This window comes from Bradyrhizobium sp. KBS0727, assembly GCF_005937885.2.
In the GTDB taxonomy this organism is placed as follows: domain Bacteria; phylum Pseudomonadota; class Alphaproteobacteria; order Rhizobiales; family Xanthobacteraceae; genus Bradyrhizobium.
This window is the reverse complement of the sequence record NZ_CP042176.1, coordinates 2,488,698-2,509,782: the sequence shown is the minus strand read 5'-3', so window position 1 is coordinate 2,509,782 and position 21,085 is coordinate 2,488,698. Positions and strand designations below refer to the sequence as shown.

The window sequence follows — 21,085 nt, the reverse complement described above, 5'->3', positions numbered from 1 at the left end:
AGATGAAATTAATTCATCGTCACCTGAATTCTTCAGGTTTGCTCCGAGACTGCGCCCGATTGAAGATATAGCGGGTTGCATTGAGGAGACCGTGTCATGTCGTCCATCGCATCTGTCGCCGGCGCTGCCGCCGACCTTAGCGCTTCCTTCGGAGGACAACTCCTCAAGCCAACGGACGAGGGCTACGAGGAGGCGAGAAAGGTCCACAACGGGCTGGTCGACAAACGGCCAGCATTGATTGCCAGATGCCGCAGCGTAGCCGACGTCGTGGATGCCGTCGCTCTTGCGACCAAGCTCGGCCTCGAGGTCGCGGTTCGCGGCGGCGGCCATAATGTGGCAGGACGCGCGACCATCGACGGCGGGATAATGATCGACCTGTCCCCAATGAAGGGCGTCCACGTCGATGCTGTTGGCAAAATCGTACGGGCGCAGGGCGGGGTCACTTGGGGCGAGGTCAATCGCGAGACGCAACTTCACGGCCTCGCGGTTACCGGTGGTGTGGTCTCGACCACGGGGATTGCCGGACTAACCCTCGGCGGAGGACTGGGCTGGCTGATGGGCAAGTACGGCCTAGCACTGGATAATTTGCGGGCTGTCGAACTCGTCACCGCTGATGGCAAGGTTTTGCGCGCCAGCAAGCAAGAGGAGCCCGATCTGTTCTGGGCCATCCGCGGCGGCGGCGGAAACTTCGGGATCGCCACCACTCTCGAATACGACCTTCATACAGTAGGGCCAATCGTCACCGGCGGCCCCATCATCCACCCCATCGAACGCTCCCGTGACGTCCTCGAATTTTTCCGGGCCAGCACGCAGTCGCTGGTGGACGAACACACGCTTTTTGCATCCCTGACCCATGCCCCCGACGGGTCCGGCACAGAGGTGGCCGTTTTGGTCACCTGCCACTGCGGCCTGGCGGCGGATGCCGAACGAGCCATGTCGCCTCTGAAAAAGTTCGGGGCTCCGATCTTGGACGCAGTCGGGCCGATGCTCTATTGCCAGCTCAACAGTATGCTTGACGCCAACTACCCCAGAGGCGCCCTCAACTATTGGAAATCGAACTTCCTCATGGAGCTGAGTGATGCTGCGATTGCGACCATGATCGAATGTTTCGCGCACTGCCCGACCCCCATGGGGCAGCTGCTCCTTGAACACATCCACGGCGCCGCGACCCGTGTCGCCGCAGTTGATACGGCTTTTCCGCATCGGCAACAGGGCTACAATTTCTTGATACTCGCGCAATGGATGCACCCGAGCGACACGAGCCGCTGCATCGCCTGGGCACGTGAAACTTACGAAAGAATGCGGCCCTTCTTCGCCGCCGGCCGGTATGTCAACTATCTCGACGATGACGAGATGGGCGATTCCGTCGCTGCCGCATATGGTCCCAACTACCGGCGTCTTCAGCGGATCAAGGCCAAATACGATCCGAAGAACTTCTTCCGAATGAACCAAAACATCCTACCGCGGGCCTGATTACGAACAGAGGCTATTCTGTCTTTTTCATGCCGATGCAGATGTGAGCGGATGGCCCAAACACTGCCACTCGTATCTGTTGGTCGGCGTGCAGATTTGGAGGACTTGAAGATGCCTATCGTGTGCCGACCCGCTGGCATGGATGACTTGGAGCGAGCCGACGAAATCGTTGTCGCCAGCATCAATGAGCTCACCGCGCGGCGAGGCTTCGGAAAGATGGCATCTTCTCATCTCCCGAATTTTCAAGCATTCTCGCTAAGGGACGATTCTGAGGGTTTATGGGTCGCCGATGACGACGGAGAAATCATCGGCTTCGCGTGGAGTTGGGTTTGCGGTGAACTTTGGTTCCTGGCGCAGCTGTTCGTGTCGCCCGATCGCCAGAGCGATGGCATCGGCAATCAGCTTTTAGGTAAGGCGTTCGCTCACGCGCAAATACGCGGAGCATCCGTCAAAGCGCTGATCACATTTGCATTCAACAACGTGTCTCAGGGCCTCTACATCAGCCGTGGACTATTCCCGCGCTGTCCGATCTACATGGTCAGCGTGGTTCGTGACCGTCTGGCGTCCCGCGTGGCTGAGCCGCGGCTTCATCTTGAACCTCTGACGGCCAAGGCCGCCAAGTTCGATGAACTGGCAGTCATCGATGCGAGCGCTCTCAGCGTATCCAGAGAGAAGCACCACCGATATCTCATGGGCGACAGCGCAACGAGCGGGTTCACCATCCACGACGGCAGTGAGTGCGTAGGGTATACGTATATTTCCAATGGACACATTGGCCCGCTTGCCGTTCGTCGGCCAGACTTGGTGGGCCCCGCGTTTGCTACGGCATTATCGTTCGCGGCACGGAGCAATTCTCCAACCGTTTCGGCTTTCGTGTCGGGCCCGAGCGAGCCGGCACTTAAGACGGCGATGGACCACGGGATGCGCATAACCTACCCAATGTTGCTGATGTCGACGCAAGCATTCGGAGATTGGGCCAGCTATTTGCCGCGCAATCCGGGCTTCATGTAACTCAACCCAAGTGAATTGAAAGCAACGCTTTGTGGAACCGAAATTGCGGTCGACGTTTCCTGCGCCTCGCTTCGTTCATTGATCGAATGCCCGGTCTGACGCGTCACAACGGGGTTTCAGTCGAATAATGTGAAAATTGAGAATTTTTAACAGGCTCACCCTCTCGCGAAAGGCGCCTTCTGGCCCTTCGCGACATGTTGCGCGGCCGCGCGAGTCGCGCCTGCGGCCCCCTCTCTGCCTTGACTCACCCACGCGGACCGCGCAAAGCGACCGCATGATCGCAACCATTTCCAGACCCGCCAGGGAGCCGAACGCGGCGGCCGGCCCGTCCAGTCATTCCGTGCTGGCGGCGCTGCCGTCCCGGTCATATCCGGCCGTGATGGGCGTATTGAATGTGACGCCGGACTCGTTCTCGGATGGCGGCCAGTTCACGGCCCCCGAGCGCGCGCTGGCGCAAGCCCGGAAGATGGCAGCCGACGGCGCCGACATCATCGACATCGGCGCGGAATCCACCAGGCCCTATGGCTCGGAGCCGATCAGCGCCGAGGAAGAGCTGGATCGCCTGCGCGAGGTACTGCCCGAGGTCGTTGCCCTCGGCGTCCCCGTATCGATCGACAGCATGAAGTCATCGGTCGTGGCCTGGGCGCTCGACCAGGGCGCGCGCATTGCCAACGACGTGTGGGGCCTGCAGCGCGATCCTGGCATGGCCGCACTGGTCGCGGCGCGCCAGGTGCCCGTGATCATCATGCACAACCGCGACCGCGCCGATCCCGCCATCGACATCATGAAGGATGTCCTGGACTTCTTCGCCCGCTCGCTCGAGACAGCCGCCAAGGCCGGGATTTCGCCTGACAACATCGTGCTCGACCCCGGCATCGGCTTCGGCAAGACGCCGGAGCAGAGCATGACGGTGCTGGCGCGGCTCGATGAATTCGCTTCGCTGGGTCGCCCGCTGCTGGTCGGGGCTTCGCGCAAGCGCTTCATCAGTACCGTGACGCCATCGGAGCCGCACCAGCGGCTCGGCGGTTCGATTGCCGCGCATCTGGTGGCGGCCCAGAACGGGGCGCAGATCATCCGGGCCCATGACGTCGCGGAAACCGTCCAGGCGCTGCGCGTCGCGGCGGCCATCAGGGAGCTCGGAAAGCCGAAATGACCGATACGATCTTCATCACCGGCGTCGTGATTCATGCCCGCCATGGCGTGATGGAACATGAGACTGAAGTCGGCCAGCGCTTCGTGATCGATCTCGAGCTCGCCGCCGATCTGTCGGAGTCTTCGCACACCGATCGCCTTGCCGACACCGTGTCCTATTCCAACGTGGTCGCGACCGCGACGGCGGCCTTCAAGAATACCAACTACAAGCTCTTGGAGCGCGCAGCCGGCGCCGTCGCCGAAGCGGTGCTGGCGGCATTTCCGCGCGTCAGCGCAGTCAAGGTCACCGTGCACAAGCCGCACGCGCCGATCGCCGCGATCTTCGAGGATGTCGGCGTGGTGCTGACCCGCACGCGGCAAGCGCCCTGACATGGCGGATGTGCTGATCGCGCTCGGCGGCAATGTCGGCGACGTCCGCGTGACATTCGGCAAGGCGATTTCAAATATCTGCGGCATGACACAGGCAGCCCTGCTGGCGCGGTCGTCGGACTACACCACGCCGCCCTGGGGCGACGAGGCGCAGGATCCCTTTGTCAATGCCTGCATCCGGATCGACACCAGCCTCGACCCGCACGCGCTACTGTTCACGCTGCACAAGATCGAGAAGAAATTCGGCCGCGACCGCGCCCATGAGCGGCATTGGGGTCCGCGCACCCTGGACCTCGATCTGATCGCCTATGACGATGTCAAAATCGATAAACCCGAGCTGACACTGCCGCATCCACGGCTGTTCGAGCGCGCCTTCGTGCTGGTGCCGCTCGCCGAGATTGTGCCCGACCGTGTCATTGCGGGACGCCGCGTGGCGGAGGCATTGGCGGGGCTTTCGACCGAAGGTATCCAGCGGTTACCGGACCTCGATTGACCCAAAACAACCGTTTGGCTTGGCGACCGCCCCGTGGCAATTTCCGGCCCAACACAAGAAGCGATCCAGGGAACGATGGGCCTAATGACCACCACGACAGATGAGCTGAAATTGGCCGCGGATTTTGCCCCGGCAAGCTACGACGACTGGCGCAAGCTGGTCGACGGGGTGCTGAAGGGCGCGCCGTTCGAGAAACTTGTCAGCAAGACCTCCGACGGATTGAAGATCGATCCGATCTATCGCCGCGCGGAAGGTGCCGCGCCGGTCGCCGGCCGCGCAGCCGCCGCGCCCTGGCAGATCCTGCAGCGGATCGATCATCCCGATGCCAAGGCGGCCAATGCACAGGCGCTGCACGATCTGGAGAACGGCGCCACCGGGCTTGCGCTGGTGTTCGCCGGCTCCAACGGCGCCCATGGCTTCGGACTGGAGCCGACGGCGGAAGCCGTCGAACAGGTGCTCGACGGCGTCTTTCTTGATGCCGGCATCGGCATCGAACTTCAGGTCGGTCCGCAGTCGCGGATGGCGGCCATCCACGTCGCCGAATATATCAAGCGCAAGGGCCTCGATCCCGCGGCCTGCAATATCCGCTTCGGCCTCGACCCGCTCGGGGCCGCCGCGGCATGGGGCCGCAGCCCCTTCACCTGGGCCGAGATCGTGCCGGCGTTGACGAACGCCGTCCGCGGCCTTGCCGCAATGGGCTTCAAGGGTCCGTTCGTTGTCGCCGACGGGCGGGTGATCCACAACGCCGGCGGATCGGAAGTGCAGGAGCTGGCCTTCGTGCTCGCGTCCGGCGTCGCCTATCTGCGCGCGCTCGAAGCCTCCGGCGTGCCGCTGGAAGATGCGCAAGGCATGGTCTATGCGCGGCTTGCCGCGGACGCCGATCAATTCCTGACGCTGGCGAAATTCCGCGCGCTGCGGTTGCTGTGGGCGCGGATCGAAGCGGCCTGCGGCCTTGCGCCCAAGCCGCTGTTCGTTGCCGCCGACACCGCATGGCGGATGCTGACGCAACGCGATCCCTACGTGAACATGCTGCGCGCGACGATGGCGACCTTCTCCGCCGGGCTCGGCGGCGCCAACGCCATCACCGTATTGCCGCATACGCTGGCGCTCGGCCTGCCCGACCCGTTCGCCCGCCGCGCCGCGCGCAACACCCAACTGGTGCTGCTGGAGGAATCCAACCTCGCCAAGGTCTCCGATCCCGCCGCCGGTTCCGGCGGCATCGAAACGCTGACGAAGCAGCTTTGCGAAGCCGCCTGGTCGCTGTTCCAGGAGATCGAAAAGGCCGGCGGCCTGTTCGCGTCGCTCGAACAAGGCCTGCTCCAGCGCAAGGTCGCCGCGACGCGGACGGTGCGCGAGGCCAATATTGCCAAGCGACGCGACGTGCTGACCGGCGCTAGCGAATTCCCGAACCTGCATGAAGCCGATGTCGCGGTGCTCGAGGCGAGGCCGATCGTGCTGCCGCCCTATGGCGAGGCGAAAATCAAGTTCGACGGGCTGCCGCCGATGCGGCTGGCGGCGCCGTTCGAAGCCTTGCGCGACAAGTCGGACACGAAGCTCAAGGCCACCGGCGCACGGCCCAAAATATTCCTCGCCAATCTCGGCACGGCTGCCGACTTCACCGCGCGCGCCGCCTTTGCCAAGAGCTTTTTTGAGACCGGCGGCATCGAGGCGCTCGACACCGAGGGCTTTGCCGATCCGGCGGCCCTCGCCGCGGCGTTCAGGGCCTCCGGTGCGACCACGGCGTGCCTGTGTTCGTCCGACAAGGTCTACGCCGGGCACGCTGTCGCCGCCGCCAAGGCCCTTCAAGCGGCCGGCGCCAGGCATATCTATCTGGCAGGGCGCCCCGGCGAGCAGGAGGCCGCGCTGCGCGGCGCCGGCGTCGGCGATTTCATCTTCGCCGGCGGCGATGCGCTGGCGATGCTGAAGGGTGCCTGGCAGCGGATGGAGTGAACATGACGGAGGCAAGCAAAACCGTTCTGACCGGCGGCTGCCAGTGCGGCGCGATCCGCTTTGCCGTGTCAGGCCTGCCGGCCAAGATCAGCATCTGCCATTGCCGGATGTGCCAGAAAGCCTCGGGCGCGCCATTCGCTTCGTTTGCCGATATCGAACATACCGATTTCGCCTGGACCCGCGGCCAGCCGGCCGCGTTCAAATCCTCCTCGATCGCCGAGCGAGATTTCTGTGGCGCCTGCGGCACGCCCCTGAGCTTCCGCCGTATCGGCGGCCCCCGGATCGAAATCATGACCGGCACCTTCGACCGCCCCGACCAGTTGGTTCCGACCCGGCAGTATGGAACCGAATCCCGGCTCGGCTGGGTGGTCGGCATCTCCAACCTGCCGAGCCAGACCACGCTGCAGAATTACGGCGCGGAAAAGCTCGGCGGCATCGTCAGCCACCAGCATCCGGACCATGATTAGAGCGCGTTTTCGAGCGAAGCATGCCCTCGGACTTGATCCTTGGGTGGAGACCGGTTCGCGTGAAGAAAACGCGTCAAACAAGACGCTGAGATGGTGAGCATCGACCGCCACATATGTTAGAATGGGTACCATGAGCCGCATACCGAACTTTGCAGAACTCGCCTTCGAACCGATCGCCCCCGCTGCGCCCGCAGGCGACGCCGAGCCGTGGCTGACGCCCGAGGGCATCCTGGTAAAGCCCGGCTACAGCGAAGCCGATCTCGAAGGCATCGACTTCCTCGATACCTGGCCGGGCACCGCGCCCTACCTGCGCGGTCCCTACCCGACGATGTATGTCAACCAGCCCTGGACCATCCGGCAATATGCCGGGTTCTCCACAGCGGAAGATTCCAACGCGTTCTACCGCCGTAACCTTGCGGCCGGCCAGAAGGGTCTTTCGGTCGCGTTCGATCTCGCCACCCACCGCGGCTACGACTCGGATCATCCACGCGTCACCGGCGATGTCGGCATGGCCGGCGTGGCCATCGATTCCATCTACGACATGCGCACGCTGTTCTCGGGCATTCCGCTCGACCAGATGAGCGTGTCGATGACGATGAACGGCGCGGTGCTGCCGATTCTCGCGCTGTTCGTCGCCGCCGCCGAGGAACAGGGCGTTCCGCCGGAGAAACTGTCGGGCACCATTCAGAACGACATTCTGAAAGAGTTTATGGTGCGCAACACCTACATCTATCCGCCGACGCCCTCGATGCGGATCATCTCCGATATTTTTGCGTACACCTCGCAGCGGATGCCGAAGTATAATTCGATTTCGATCTCCGGCTATCACATGCAGGAAGCCGGTGCGACGCAGGACCTCGAGCTGGCCTATACGCTGGCCGATGGCGTCGAATATTTGCGCGCAGGGCTCGCGGCCGGCCTCGACGTCGACCGCTTCGCGCCACGGCTGTCGTTCTTCTGGGCGATCGGCATGAACTTCTTCATGGAAGTCGCCAAGATGCGCGCCGCCCGGCTGCTCTGGGCCAAGCTGTTGAAGCCGTTCAACCCGAAGGACCCGCGCTCGCTGTCGCTGCGCACGCATTGCCAGACCTCCGGCTGGTCGCTGACCGCCCAGGACATCTTCAACAACGTGACGCGCACCACCGTCGAGGCGATGGCGGCAACCCAGGGCCATACCCAGTCGCTGCACACCAACGCGCTCGACGAAGCGCTGGCGCTGCCGACCGACTTCTCGGCGCGGATTGCCCGCAACACGCAACTGTTCCTGCAGCAGGAAAGCGGCACCAACCGCATCATCGATCCCTGGGGCGGTTCCTACTACGTCGAACGGCTGACCCGCGACCTCGCGGCCAAGGCCTGGGGCCACATCCAGGAAGTCGAGGCGCTCGGCGGCATGGCGAAGGCGATCGAGGCCGGCGTGCCAAAACTGCGGATCGAGGAAGCGTCGGCCAAGACCCAGGCGCGGATCGACGCCGGACGGCAGGCGGTGATCGGCGTCAACAAGTACAAGCCGGTCAACGAGGCCGCGATCGACGTGCTGAAAGTGGAAAACTCCACCGTGCGGCGGCTGCAGATCGACAAGCTGAAGCGGCTGCGCAGCGAGCGCGACCAGAAGGAAGTTGACGCCGCGCTGGCGGCGCTGACGCGCAGCGCCGGCGAAGGCAACGGCAATTTGCTGGCGCTCGCCATCGACGCGGCGCGGGCAAAGGCCACCGTCGGCGAAATTTCGGACGCGATGGAGAAGGTGTTCGGGCGGCACCGCGCCGAAATCAAATCCATCACCGGCGTCTACAAGCGGGAGGCGTCCACCATGTCCAACCGGGTCGAAAAAGTGCAGACCCTGATCGATGCGTTCGAGAATGCCGAGGGCCGACGTCCCCGCATCCTGGTCGCCAAGATCGGCCAGGACGGCCACGACCGCGGTCAGAAGGTGATCGCGTCCGCCTTCGCCGATGTCGGCTTCGACGTCGATATCGGACCGCTGTTTGCCACCGCCGACGAGGCGGCGCGCCAGGCGGTCGAGAACGACGTGCATATCCTCGGCGTCTCGTCGCTGGCCGCCGCCCATCTGACCGCGGTGCCGGAGCTCAAGGCCGCGCTGAAGAAGCACGGCCGCGAGGATATTATGATTATTATTGGTGGCGTGGTGCCGCCGCAGGATTACGACGCGCTCTACAAGGCCGGCGCCGAGGCGATCTTCCCGCCCGGCACCGTGATCTCGGACGCCGCCGAAGAGCTGATCCACAAGCTCAACGCCCGGTTGGGGCATAGCGAGGCGGCGGAGTAATTCCCCGCCCGAGCCGGCTTTCCGTTCCAAAGAGCGCAGCTTGCGCTGCGCCGAAGGCGAATACATCGCCTTTGTGCCCTAGGAGAGCCTGCAGTCCTATCTGACGCCGGAAGGCGCCAAGATCTTCGGCGGGGCGCGGCCCAAGGGCGACGACGACGGACAGCAGTAAGGCCTGTACAAAACCGATGGGGATGCCGGGGCATGGGGACGCCCCCCGGGGTGCGCCGGCCCCTCGCCTGCGACCTCTCGCCGTTGTAAACCAAGCCATGACCCTGCCGAAGACCCCCGACATCGACAAGCTCGCCAAAGACCTCCGCGCCGGCCACCGTGCGGCACTGGCGCGTGCGATCACGCTGATCGAGAGCCGCAGGGGCGATCACCAGGCCGCCGCGCGCGAGCTGGTGCAGGCGCTGTTGCCCGACACCGGCACGGCGATCCGCGTCGGCATTACCGGCTCGCCCGGCGCCGGCAAATCCACCACCATCGATGCGCTCGGCATGTTCCTAATCGAGCACGGTCACAAGGTCGCGGTGCTGGCGGTCGATCCATCGTCGGCCCGCACCGGTGGCTCGATCCTTGGCGACAAGACGCGGATGGCGCAGCTCGCGAATTCCGGGAACGCCTTTATCCGCCCCTCGCCCTCCTCCGGCACACTCGGCGGCGTGGCCGCGAAAACCCGCGAGGCGATGCTGCTGTGCGAGGCGGCCCGCTTCGACGTCGTGCTGGTGGAGACCGTCGGCATCGGCCAGTCCGAGACGGCGGTCTGCGACATGACGGATTTCTTCCTGGCCTTGATGCTGCCGGGCGCCGGCGACGAGCTGCAGGGCATCAAGAAGGGCCTGGTCGAACTCGCCGACATGATTGCGATCAACAAGGCCGACGGCGACAACATCAAGCGCGCCAACCTGGCGGCGGCCGAATATCGCGGCGCGCTGCATATTCTCAGCCCCCGCTCCGAACACTGGCATCCGCCGGTCCTGACCTATTCGGCGCTGACCGGCACCGGCATGGACGAACTCTGGCAGAAGATTCTCGATCACCGCACCGCCATGTCCGCCTCCGGCGAATTCGCCGCACGACGGCGCGAGCAGCAGGTGAAATGGATGTGGTCGATGCTGGAGCAGCGGATGATGGCCCGCCTGCGCTCGGATGCTGCGATCCGCGCCAAAGTGAAAAAGACCGAGGCCGAAGTCGCCGACGGCCGGATCACGCCGGCGCTCGCCGCCGAACAGATCGCGGAGATGCTGCGGTGAAACGAGCGACAAACGCACTACAAATGACGGCGTCATCGTCCGCGAAAGCGGACGATCCAGTATTCCAGAGCCGCCAGTGAAAATCACAGAAGCACCGGCGTTTACTGGATGCCCGCTTTCGCGGGCATGACGGCGGGAGGAGTTGCCTGAAGTGAACGAAAAACTTCGCATTCTCGTCACCGGCTTCGGTCCGTTTCCCGGCGCGCCCTATAACCCGACGCAGCCGCTGGTGGCGCGGCTGACAAAACTGCGGCGTCCGGCCTTTGCCGACGTCGAATTCTCCAGTCACATTTTTCCGGTGACCTACAAGGCGGTCGATCGCGAATTGCCGCTCGCGCTCGCAAGATACAAGCCGCACGCGCTGTTGATGTTCGGCCTCGCCTCGCGCACCGGCTATGTCCGGATCGAAACCCGCGCCCGCAACGCCGTCACCATGCTGTGGCCCGACGCCTCACAAGCCCGCGCGCGCAAGGGCTCGATATCCGACGGCGCCGCCGCAAGAATGTTCGGCCCGCATACCCAAAAATTGCTGCACGCGGCTGATAGCACCGGTCTCGACGCCCGCGCCTCACGCGACGCCGGAAGCTATCTCTGCAACTATCTGAGTTGGCGCGCGATCGAAGCCGTGGACGCCGATAACGGCCCCCGCCTTGCCGCCTTCGTTCACATCCCGCCGCTGGCGCGTGATGGCTCTCCACGCCGCAAGGGTTTTCCGCGCATCACGCTGGAAGAACTGGTTGATGCCGGCGAAGCGATGCTGCTGGAGATGGTGCGGCTGGCAAGGCGGGCTTCGTAGCTTCGCACCCGACATTAACCCTACCGCGAACAATCGCCCTGTTCCGCTGCCGTCTTCACCATGCTCCGCCGCATTTCCGCGATACCTAAGGGGTGCGCGAACGCCACGGCCTGCGTTGCGCGAGGGCTCTTCGTCATGGACGTCAACCGCCGCCATCTGATTGGAGCATCCGTCGCCGGCGTTGCCGGCGCGCTGGCCGTGTCGCCGGATGCCGCGCGCGCAGCGCCGCTGACGTCCGCGCTCGGGCGCGACGCGACGCAATATGGCGTACGTCCCGGCAGCCCCGACGACCAGACCAAAAATCTGCAACGCGCGATCGATGAAGCCGCGCGCGCGCAGGTGCCGCTGGCGCTGCCCCCCGGCGTCTACCGCACCGGAATGCTGCGCGTGCAAAGCGGATCGCAACTGGTCGGCGTGCGCGGCGCGACCAAGCTCGTCTTCAACGGCGGCGCCTCGATGCTGCAAGGCGAAGGCGCCGGCAGTATCGGCCTGTCAGGCCTCACGCTCGACGGCTCTGGCATTCCGCTGCCGACACGGCGCGGTCTCGTGCATTGCCTCGGCGGCCGCGACCTCCGCATCATCGATTGCGAGATCACGGCCAGCGGCGGCAACGGCATCTGGTTCGAGCAGGTCTCCGGCGATATCTCCGGCAACATCTTCACGAAGATCGCGACCACCGCGGTAGTGTCGTTCGATGCGCTTGGCCTGATCGTCTCGCGCAACACCATTTCAGGCACCAACGACAACGGCATCGAAATCCTGCGCACCGCCATCGGTGACGACGGCACGCTGGTCGCGGACAACCGCATCGAGGACATCAAGGCCGGCCCGGGCGGCTCCGGCCAGTATGGCAACGCCATCAACGCGTTCCGCGCCGGCAATGTGATCGTGCGCGGCAACCGGATCCGGAATTGCGATTATTCCGCGGTGCGCGGCAATTCGGCGTCCAACATCCAGATATCAGGCAACAGCGTCAGCGACGTCCGCGAAGTCGCGCTCTATTCGGAATTCTCGTTCGAGGGCGCGGTTATCGCCAACAACACGGTCGATGGCGCCGCCGTCGGCGTCTCCGTCTGCAATTTCAACGAGGGCGGTCGCATTGCGGTCGTGCAGGGCAACATCATCCGCAACCTGCTGCCGAAACGGCCGATCGGCACCGCGCCAGACGACGATGCCGGCATCGGCATCTATATCGAGGCGGATTCGTCCGTGACCGGCAACGTGATCGAGAACGCGCCGTCGTTCGGGATCGTCGCCGGCTGGGGCAAGTATCTCCGCGACATCGCCATCACCGGCAATGTGATCCGCAAGGCCTTTGTCGGCATCGGCGTTTCGGTGGTGCCGGGCGCAGGCACCGCGCTGGTGAACAACAACATGATTTCGGAAACGCCGCGCGGCGCCGTGGTCGGGCTCGACCACGCCCGCGCCGTGACCACCGACCTCTCGGCCGAAGGCGCCCAGCGCTATGCGCAGGTAGTGGTCAGCGCCAACGCGGTAAGGCGCTAGCCAGCACTTTTTTGATTTGACGCGTTTTCTTTACGCGAACCGGCATCCACTTCGCTTGAAAACGCTATGCTAAAGCGCGTTGCGCAGCAGCGGGTAGCGTTCCTGCATCCTGTCGAGATCGAGTGGCGGCAGCGTCATGCCGTCGAGATCGGGCGCGGACAGCGTCTCATCCCGGTCGAGAAGCTGGCTCTCCAGTGCCATCAGGACATCATCGGGAATCTCGCGCCGCGGCTCGACGACGATCGGCGCTGGCTCGGGCGGCAGCAATGCCACCGGCTCGCGGATCTCGTCGTGACGCGGCAATGCCGGGCGCCTGCCGATCGCGAAATGGTCGGGTGAGGCTTCGCGCGCCATGAGATCGCGCCAGGTTTCGACGGCGGCCTTGGCTTCCTGGATATTTTCGAGGAAGGCCCGTTCGCTGTGAAAGCGGCGCCAGCGCCCGGTCTCGAACAGGTCTGTGAGGTATTCGAGCCGCCGCTCAGCGAGATTGCACCACCGCGCTACGGTACCGCGACCGCGCGCCACGTCTCCAAGATGTGTCATGAACCAGCCCGTTGAAAGAAAGACGGACGCAGACGCAACCGGGACGAATCAATTGAATGTGACAGTGTTATTCTGTGGAAAACTACTCGCTTGTCCAGAGTGCGAGCATCGTCAACGCGATTCAACCAACGAAACCCGCATTAGTACGGGGTCTTTCGCACTCGCCGCGGTCAAGCCGCATAGCAGCATGACGACGTTGCGCGAGGCGCTGCGGCAACTTCCCTGAGCAAGGTAAAGGAAGTGTTAACCCGCCGCGCCGCGGCCGCTTTTCGCGAAAAGCTTGCTAAAAATGAAAGACCCGTCCGGGGGGACAACCGGACGGGTCAAGCCATAAAGGCGCTTGGGGTGGATGGGCGCTCGCGCACATTACAGCCGATGGGGAGGGATAACCGCTCCCACATTCATTAGTCGCGGCACCCTCTGCGGACGTTCAAAACGCCGCGCGATTTTTTTAACTTTTCGTACGGGGGTGATGGGCCGAAAATCACTGCGCGGCAGCGCGATTTGCGTCGTTTGCGGCCGATTTGTCCGATGACAGCGATGGCGCGGAGTCCTTCAGCGCCCTGCTCACGGAAGCGTTATCCGAAGGCGCTGCGGGCGCCGGTGGTTTCTCTCCGGCCGGTTTGGGGGATGCCGCAGCCACCGGAACGAACGGCGCATCGACGGCGGCCGTGACCGCGGCGAAAGCGTCGGCCTCGCCTGCCCCGAACAGATCGTCGCGCCCGGGGGCACCGAGGTCGCGTGCGGTCCTGGTCAGGATGGCGCGAACATCGTTCGGTTTCAACGCCGGGTTGCGCTCCATGATCAGGGCCGCAATGCCGCTGACGTAGGCGGCCGAAAACGAGGTGCCTGACGTGATCTGGTATTTCTCGTCGGGTGCGGGCAGGAAAATATCGGCACCGGGCGCAGCAATGGCGATGTAGTTGCCGCGGTTCGACGCCGTAAACAGCCTGTCCTGCGCGTCGGTGCCGCTGACCGCGATCACGTTCGGATTGGCGGCTGGATAGAGCGGCGGCGACTTGGCCCCGGCATTGCCGGCGGCGGCGACCAGCAGGACGCCGCGAGCCGCGGTCGCGGCAATGCCGCGCTCGATCATCGGATCCTTCGGGCCGGCAAAGCTCATGTTGACGATTTGCGCGCCGTGCTCGACCGCATAGTCCAGGCCCTTGAGGATGACATAGGAGTTGCTTTCCGCCACGCCCGACGCGCTGCCGAACGCGCGGATCGCCAGCAGCCGCGCCTCCGGCGCGCTTCCCATCAGCCTGGCATGGGCGACGATCGCGCCGGCAATGCCGGTGCCGTGGACGTGCGGGCCTTCCTTGCTGCCGAGCGCATCAAAGCTGTCGGCGACCGAATTGGCGAGTTCCGGATGTTTGACGTCGATACCGGAATCGATCACCGCGATGGTGACGTTCATGCCGCGTGCGAGCGTATGCGCCTGCGGCAACCGCAACTGGGCGACCGCGTATTGGCCGGGATCGCCCTCGGTCAGCGTCTTCTGGTCCTGCAGCTTCTGTTCCTGCAGCACGTAGCGGAAATTGGGCTGCACCGACTTCACCCTGGTATCAGCCGCGAACTCCGCCCGCACCGTGTCCGACGGCCGGCGGTCGACGATGCGGAACAGGCCGATGGTGCCGCCGACCAGCGGAAAATTCTGCGACGCAATCCGCTCCAGCCCATGGCTGCGCGCCAGTGCGTCGGCGTCCGCAAACGACATCGCGCCGTCGATCTCGGCCACGAATTCGTTCTGCACCGTGCGCAGATTGGCCGCGGTGGCCGCCGGATTACCCGCCGGTCCGCCGCCGCCTTTTTTGGTTGCAACGCCGCCGCCGCCACCGCTCCCGACAAGGTTCACCGGGCGGTCGAAGCATTCGCCGTCCGGGCCGCGATTGGCATATTCGCAGACCGGATAGAGGTTGGGTGAATAGCGTAGATACGGCGTGCCCGAGCCGACGCCGACAGGGCGGTCGATCCGCATGATCGAGGTCGTGCCGCCGACACGGGGTGGCGGCGTGCGCGCGATGGCGACGGCGTTGACGCCAACGCCGGTGCGGCCGGCAATCGTCGGATTGATGCGCGGGGCCACCGTCGGATTGATCGAGGGGATCCGCGAGTCGATGTGGAGGCTCGGCGTGCGCATGATGCTTTGCGCGTGAACCGCCGAGTTGCCGGGAAGCGCGAACGGCAACACGGCCGCGGCCAGAAGCAGCGCTGCGCGCCGCGTCATCTTGCGCCAATTCACGCCATCGTGGACCATGGGACCTCGGCTTACTCGGGCGCGCAATCCGGCTTTCGGGATCGCCGGCGTTACGGTGTCGCCACCGCAAGACTGACGATCTTCTCACTCTGCAGCCTGTTCATCAGGCTTGCGATTTCGTCCTTGCCCATCGCCTTGCTGCCGAATTGCAGCCGGAACATACCGCCCTTGGCGCCATCGACGATCGAGGCCTGATAAGTGTCGAGCAGCGCCGTGATGTCGGCGACGCGTGCATCCGGCGCAAACCGCACCAGCGCGCGCGGCGGCGCGATCGAACTACCGAGATCGCGGGTAATTGGGCCGGACGAAGGTTCGTTCATGCTGAGCGATGCGGTCTGGAACGAGCCGGTTTGGTTCTTCACCAGCACCGCACCGATCAGGCCGGCCTGCAACAGCAGCGCCAAAGCGCCAAGACTGGCCGACCAGGCCAGCGTCCGCGGCGACAGGCTTGCAAAGAATTCGGAAACCCGCGCGGCGAGACTGACCGAAACCGCCGGCTTGCGCACCGGCTCTGCGTCGATCGCGGCGAACAGCTTCGCCATGGCGCGTACGGACGGCGCACCAAGGCTCTCGTTGAGGTGAATGGTCTCGGCGTATTCCTCGCGGATCACGGCGTATTGCCGGGCAAGCTCGGGATCGCTGGCAAGCGCTTCATCGACACGGCGCGCATCGCGTGCGTTCAAGGTGCCGGCCGCATGGAACGGCAACAGCAACTCGATTTCGCCGGGTTCTTGATCCAGCATTTTTTTGCTCGCTGCCATCACGGCCAACCTCGCTCTATGCCGGCTGCCTTGAGCAGTTCGGCCAATTTCTTGCGCGCATAAAACAGGCGCGTCTTGACGGTGTTCTCCGGAATACCCACGATCTCGGCCACCTCTTCCACGGACTTCTCGTGGTAGTAGACGAGATCGACGATCTCCCGGTGCTCTCGCGAAAGCGCGGTCATGCACTTGCGCAACGCTTCACTCGTGTCTTTCTTCTGCGCCACCACTTCCGGATCGTCGGAGGTGTCCTCGATTGCATTCGCGGTCTCGTCGTCAAGTCCAACGTCCTTGCGACGCCGCAGCGCCGACAGGGCCTTGAACCGCGTAATCGCCAGCAGCCAGGTGGTAACGGCGGATCGGCCCTCAAACTTGCCAGCCTGACGCCATACATCGAGAAAAACCTCGCTGATGAGGTCTTCCGCAACCTGTTCGTCCCTGACGAGCCGAAGCCCGAAACGGAACACCCTGACATGGTGCCTTCCGTACAGCACCTGCATGGCGAGCCGGTCGCCTTGAGCGATCCGAGCGATCAGAACTTCGTCTGAAGCCGCCTGTGTCGCACTCAATGGCCGTCTCGCAGGATTGGTCGGATTGGGGAGGTCGGCGGTTCGATGGGGAAAGCAAGATTCTTCACAATACGGCAATGTCCCGATTGCATGTGTGATCTACCCCACATAAGCGGATTTACCGGCATGGGCGCCGGCTCAAACGGACGATGTCCCAAAATTGGTACCATAATACGGAAATACTTTCCTAAAGATGGCGCCTTCAGCCACGACCTTATCAAGGCTTGGTTCACAAGCCAGCATCTGCTTGCAGCCGGAGGCCCCGCGTAAGGGTCCGAAGGGTCCTGAACGGGCGGATTTCCGTTGCGAAACAGGGCAATGGCAGATGTTTAACGGATCAGAATCGTCCCAAAAGATACCAAACCTAAAGGCTTTCCCACTTAGATTTTTCGCCAGTTCCACCAACGGCGAGACCATGGGCACCGCTGCGTCCTCATTCGTGAATCCGGCCGAACTGGAAGGCGCCGGTTCCCAGCCGACGGCGAAGGCATGGTTGCGTCGCGCGAGGCAGCGCCGCCAGATTCTGGCGATGATCGGCGCCAGCTATGTCATCGATGCCGGGGTGCTGCTGTTATACGCGCAGGCCGGCACGATCCCGGCGGCGATCGGCCCGGCCTATGCGGCCTGCGGCCTGGTCCTGGTCGCCCTCTTCCTCATCGTTTCGGAACTCGGCTTCAACGACCGCTTCAGCGATCACTACCTCGTGGCGCCTCAGGCGACCGTCTGCATGCTGATCGCGCTGGCATTCACCTACATCGCGCCGGAAGTCGGGGCGATGTTCCTGTGCACGCTGTTCATTGTGTTCGGCTTCTCGTCGCTGCGTTCGACGCCGCGCCAGACCATGGTGATCTGGACGATGGCGACGATCGGTCTGGCCGGGCTATTCCTTCTGACCGACAAGCCGATTTCGATCCCACACGGCAACTACCTCGAACGTTTCAGCACCATGCTGGTGCTGGTGCTGTCGATCGGGCGCTGCATGTTCTTGGGGATCTTCGCCAGCTCGATGAAGAACTCGCTCTATCAGAGCGGACTGAAACTCAAGGAAGCCTACAAGCGGATCGAGGAGCTCGCCGAACTCGACGAACTCACCGGCGCGTACAACCGCCGCTGCATCATGCGGATGCTGGACGAGGAAATCGCACGGGCGGCGCGCAACGGGATGCCCTGCTCGATCGCGCTGATCGACCTCGACTGGTTCAAGCGCATCAACGACGCTTTCGGCCACCCGACCGGCGACGAGGTGCTGAGAACGTTCGCCATTACCATGTTCGCCAATATCCGCGCCAACGACCGGTTCGGCCGCTATGGCGGTGAGGAATTCCTGCTGGTGCTGCCCGACATGGACACATCAGACGCCACGCGGGCCCTCGACCGGCTGCGCGCGATTATTTCCGATCTCGACTGGAGCGCATTCTCGCCCAGCATGAAGGTGACGATTTCCGCCGGCGTCGCGACGCTGAAGCAAAGCGAAATGCCCGACACATTCCTCGCGCGCGCCGACGGCGCGCTTTATGCAGCCAAGGCACGGGGACGCAACTGTATCACCCACGCCTGATTTAATAGATTTCAGTTCCGGCGATGGAGAATCCGTCACCGGCCTTTGCTCCAGGATAGAGTCATGAGTTCGAAGTCCGCTATCTCCCCCGGCAATCTGCTCGATGAGCTGCAGACCACGCTCGCGCACGGGACCGTTGCCCGCCGGGTCGAGACCCTGCGCCGGGTAACCGATCTCTTCATCAACGGCGCGGTGGACTATTCCGACGAACAGGTCGGATTGTTCGACGACGTCTTCCAGTGCCTGATCGACCATATCGAGACGTCCGCCAAGACGCTGCTTGCCAACCGCCTCGCCCCGATCGATACCGCGCCGCCGCTGACGATCCGAGCGCTGGCGTTCGACGACGTGATCGAGGTCGCGGGTCCGGTGCTGTCGCAGTCGACGCGGCTCGACGACAATACCCTGATCGAAAACGCGCGCAGCAAGAGCCAGGCGCATCTGATGGCGATCTCGACCCGCAAGGTTCTGAGCAGCGCGGTCACCGACGTGCTGGTCCAACGCGGCGATGACGAGGTGATCCAGAGCACCGTCAACAATCCCGGCGCGGAATTCACCGAGCGCGGCTTCACCCGGCTGGTCAACCGCGCCGAGGGTGACGACAACCTCGCGACCTGCATCGGCCTGCGGCCGAACATTCCGCGCCATCTCTATCTGAAGCTGCTCGCGAAGGCCTCCGACACCGTGCGACAGCGGCTGGAAGCTGCCAATCCGCAGCTGGCGGACCAGGTGCCGACCGCGGTCAGGGAAGCGACACGGCGCGCGCGATCGGCGTCTTCCGCGATCACCAGGAACACCGAGATTGCGCACGCGCTGGTCAGGTCGCTCCACGAGGACGGCCGGCTCGACGAGTTTCAGGTCGCGAGGTTCGCCGAGGCCGGCAAGTTCGACGAAGCCAATGCATCGATCGCGGCCCTTGCCAGCGTGCCGGTGGCGGTGGCCGAGAACATGATGATCGAGAGCCGGGCCGAAGGCGTGATGATCCTGGCAAGGGTCGCCGGACTTTCGTGGTCGACCGTGCGGACCATCATCAACATGCGCGACGAGCTATCCGGCGGCGAGCCGACCGATATCCCGGCGTGCAAGGATACCTACGAACGGCTGCGGCCGTCGACCGCACAGCAGGTGCTGCGCTTCCACCGCATGCAACAGAGCGCGCCGGCAGCGTGAACTGCCTACCCTCCCGGGGAGGGTAAAAGCGAAAATCAATATTTCAGCAGCTTCGATCCGGCGAGCGCGCCGATCGCTGTTACCAGCGCGGTTGAGATCGTGTACCAGGTTGCCACGAACAACGGTGAATCGTCCGTGCAGTGTGATGCATAGAGCGTCGCCGCCAAGCCTGCCGAAGCGAGGCCGGCGATGGCGCCGGCAATGGCCGGCCGTGCCGTCGCACCCTGGCGCAGGCCGATCAGCGCACCGGCCAGGATCGGCAGCGACAGTAGCGGAATGGCCGTCATGCAGACCCGCGAATTGCTGCCGACCAGCCGCGTCATCATTGGCAGCCGCTGCGGCATCATCATTTCGCCGCCGATGCCGGCGGTCAGAATTCCAGCCGGGATCAGCAACAGCCAGCCAAAGCCCCGCAACGTCGCCTCGGGCCGCGACAAATGCAGACACACGGCCATCGCCGAGATCGCGAGCGCCAGCGTCACCGCGAATTTCAGGTCGAAGAACGGATTGTGCATGGCGGTCATCACATCGGGCCGGATGCCGAGTTCGGTGAAGAACATCAATAGCGAGACCGGCGCCGCGGCCAGCAGCGCCAGCATCAGCGCAAAGCCGACCGGGCGCGCACGGTGCGCGTTGTCGGCCGCTAGCGTTCGAATGAGCTGATCGGTATCCATTCTCATTGTTCCCGTAACTTCGCCGTCAGGCTGGTCAGCCCGCGGTGCAGCGCCACCCGCACCGCGCCCTCGCTCATGGAGAATTTCGCCGCCGTATCCTTGATCGAGGCGCTGTCGACCGCGATCGACTGCAATACGTCGCGCTGGCGCGCCGGCAGCGACTGCAGTTGCGCGGCGACCTCGCTCGCCGAAGCGGTCTCGACCGGCGTCTCGCCCGGAAGCACTTCGGCGAAATCGTCGATATCGACGAAGATGCGCCGGCCGCGGCGGCGCAACGTGTCGATCAGCTTGTTGCGGGCGATCGCAAACAGCCACGGGGCAAACGGGGCGCTGGCGTCCCAGGTGTGCCGCTTCAAATGGAGCGCCAGCAAAATATCCTGCACGATGTCCTCGGATTGATCGACCGGTTGTCCTGCCCGCGCCAAACCGCGACGCGCCGCCGCCCGGAGCACCGGCGTGACGGCCTTGAGCAGGCGATGATACGCCGCACTGTCGCCTGCGATGGCCGACCGCATCAGGCCGGTCCATTCGTCATCCCGTTCGCGCACGCGCGCTCCTACCCTGCAATTCGGTCGATCTTTCAAATTGTTACGTCGGGAGTCAAAGATCACGAAATCGTGATCATGACCCCGTCGAAGACCCGGGCGTGGCTTTCCCGGAATCGGGGCGGCCGGCTCGGGGACCGGCAGGCTCATACCATCGATTGCCCCCGCTCGCACCCGTGGCCACTGCCTTCGCCCTGTCCCGGAAAATCCATCCGGCGAAAAATGCCGCGCGCCGTGACGGCGTTGCCCAG

The 21,085-nt window shown here is 64.0% G+C and carries 19 protein-coding genes; 13 read left to right on the top strand and 6 right to left on the bottom strand.

Annotation, left to right across the window (positions count from 1 at the left end; all coding sequences use genetic code 11):
* The first annotated feature begins 96 nt into the window (after nt 1-96).
* From FFI89_RS11365 to FFI89_RS11315, 11 genes are all read left to right on the top strand, one after another.
* The gene (locus tag FFI89_RS11365) at nt 97-1,473 is read left to right on the top strand and encodes an FAD-binding oxidoreductase (RefSeq protein ID WP_138836527.1); all 1,377 of its coding nucleotides are present in this window, start codon (nt 97-99) and stop codon (nt 1,471-1,473) included.
* A 138-nt stretch (nt 1,474-1,611) separates the two neighbouring features.
* Nucleotides 1,612-2,484, top strand: a complete 873-nt coding sequence (locus tag FFI89_RS11360) for a GNAT family N-acetyltransferase (protein ID WP_246669418.1) — start codon at nt 1,612-1,614, stop codon at nt 2,482-2,484.
* A 274-nt stretch (nt 2,485-2,758) separates the two neighbouring features.
* The gene (folP, locus tag FFI89_RS11355) at nt 2,759-3,637 is read left to right on the top strand and encodes a dihydropteroate synthase (protein WP_138836525.1); all 879 of its coding nucleotides are present in this window, start codon (nt 2,759-2,761) and stop codon (nt 3,635-3,637) included.
* Nucleotides 3,634-4,005, top strand: a complete 372-nt coding sequence (gene folB, locus FFI89_RS11350) for a dihydroneopterin aldolase (RefSeq protein ID WP_092516134.1) — start codon at nt 3,634-3,636, stop codon at nt 4,003-4,005. The genes folP and folB overlap by 4 nt, the downstream gene beginning before the upstream one ends.
* Nucleotide 4,006: 1 nt before the next feature.
* Nucleotides 4,007-4,498, top strand: coding sequence for a 2-amino-4-hydroxy-6-hydroxymethyldihydropteridine diphosphokinase (gene folK / locus FFI89_RS11345; protein WP_138836522.1), 492 nt, complete (start codon nt 4,007-4,009; stop codon nt 4,496-4,498).
* Between the two features lie 84 nt (nt 4,499-4,582).
* Nucleotides 4,583-6,448 (top strand): methylmalonyl-CoA mutase subunit beta, encoded by a 1,866-nt coding sequence (locus FFI89_RS11340; protein WP_138836520.1) that lies wholly within the window; start codon nt 4,583-4,585, stop codon nt 6,446-6,448.
* A gap of 2 nt (nt 6,449-6,450) precedes the next feature.
* Nucleotides 6,451-6,915, top strand: coding sequence for a GFA family protein (locus FFI89_RS11335; protein WP_138836518.1), 465 nt, complete (start codon nt 6,451-6,453; stop codon nt 6,913-6,915).
* 130 nt (nt 6,916-7,045) lie between these two features.
* Entirely contained in the window at nt 7,046-9,202 is a 2,157-nt protein-coding gene (gene scpA / locus FFI89_RS11330; RefSeq protein WP_138836516.1) for a methylmalonyl-CoA mutase, read from the top strand.
* Between the two features lie 266 nt (nt 9,203-9,468).
* Nucleotides 9,469-10,455 carry a methylmalonyl Co-A mutase-associated GTPase MeaB gene (gene meaB / locus FFI89_RS11325; protein WP_138836514.1) on the top strand — a complete coding sequence of 329 codons (987 nt, stop codon included), beginning with the start codon at nt 9,469-9,471 and terminating at the stop codon, nt 10,453-10,455.
* A 151-nt stretch (nt 10,456-10,606) separates the two neighbouring features.
* Entirely contained in the window at nt 10,607-11,251 is a 645-nt protein-coding gene (locus FFI89_RS11320; protein WP_138836512.1) for a pyroglutamyl-peptidase I, read from the top strand.
* A 135-nt stretch (nt 11,252-11,386) separates the two neighbouring features.
* Nucleotides 11,387-12,757 (top strand): TIGR03808 family TAT-translocated repetitive protein, encoded by a 1,371-nt coding sequence (locus FFI89_RS11315; RefSeq protein ID WP_138836510.1) that lies wholly within the window; start codon nt 11,387-11,389, stop codon nt 12,755-12,757.
* Between the two features lie 69 nt (nt 12,758-12,826).
* Here the strand turns inward: FFI89_RS11315 and FFI89_RS11310 are convergent, their stop codons facing one another.
* The 4 genes from FFI89_RS11310 to FFI89_RS11295 form a co-directional block, all read right to left on the bottom strand.
* Nucleotides 12,827-13,300, bottom strand: coding sequence for a TIGR03809 family protein (locus FFI89_RS11310; RefSeq protein WP_138836508.1), 474 nt, complete (start codon nt 13,298-13,300; stop codon nt 12,827-12,829).
* Nucleotides 13,301-13,784: 484 nt separating this feature from the next.
* Entirely contained in the window at nt 13,785-15,557 is a 1,773-nt protein-coding gene (locus FFI89_RS11305; protein WP_138836507.1) for a S8 family serine peptidase, read from the bottom strand.
* A gap of 50 nt (nt 15,558-15,607) precedes the next feature.
* On the bottom strand, nt 15,608-16,321 hold the full coding sequence (locus FFI89_RS11300; RefSeq protein WP_138836506.1) for a hypothetical protein: 714 nt from the start codon (nt 16,319-16,321) through the stop codon (nt 15,608-15,610).
* Nucleotides 16,318-16,887 carry a sigma-70 family RNA polymerase sigma factor gene (locus FFI89_RS11295; RefSeq protein WP_138836505.1) on the bottom strand — a complete coding sequence of 190 codons (570 nt, stop codon included), beginning with the start codon at nt 16,885-16,887 and terminating at the stop codon, nt 16,318-16,320. The genes FFI89_RS11300 and FFI89_RS11295 overlap by 4 nt, the downstream gene beginning before the upstream one ends.
* 415 nt (nt 16,888-17,302) lie before the next feature.
* Here FFI89_RS11295 and FFI89_RS11290 point away from each other — a divergent pair, with 415 nt between their 5' ends.
* Together FFI89_RS11290 and FFI89_RS11285 are read left to right on the top strand one after the other, a co-directional pair.
* The gene (locus FFI89_RS11290; RefSeq protein WP_138836503.1) at nt 17,303-18,445 is read left to right on the top strand and encodes a GGDEF domain-containing protein; all 1,143 of its coding nucleotides are present in this window, start codon (nt 17,303-17,305) and stop codon (nt 18,443-18,445) included.
* Nucleotides 18,446-18,508: 63 nt separating this feature from the next.
* Entirely contained in the window at nt 18,509-19,615 is a 1,107-nt protein-coding gene (locus tag FFI89_RS11285; protein WP_138836502.1) for a DUF2336 domain-containing protein, read from the top strand.
* 35 nt (nt 19,616-19,650) lie between these two features.
* Here the strand turns inward: FFI89_RS11285 and FFI89_RS11280 are convergent, their stop codons facing one another.
* Both FFI89_RS11280 and FFI89_RS11275 read right to left on the bottom strand, forming a co-directional pair.
* On the bottom strand, nt 19,651-20,289 hold the full coding sequence (locus tag FFI89_RS11280) for an NrsF family protein (protein WP_138836500.1): 639 nt from the start codon (nt 20,287-20,289) through the stop codon (nt 19,651-19,653).
* 2 nt (nt 20,290-20,291) lie between these two features.
* Nucleotides 20,292-20,837, bottom strand: coding sequence for a sigma-70 family RNA polymerase sigma factor (locus FFI89_RS11275; protein WP_168212859.1), 546 nt, complete (start codon nt 20,835-20,837; stop codon nt 20,292-20,294).
* Between the last annotated feature and the right edge of the window lie 248 nt (nt 20,838-21,085).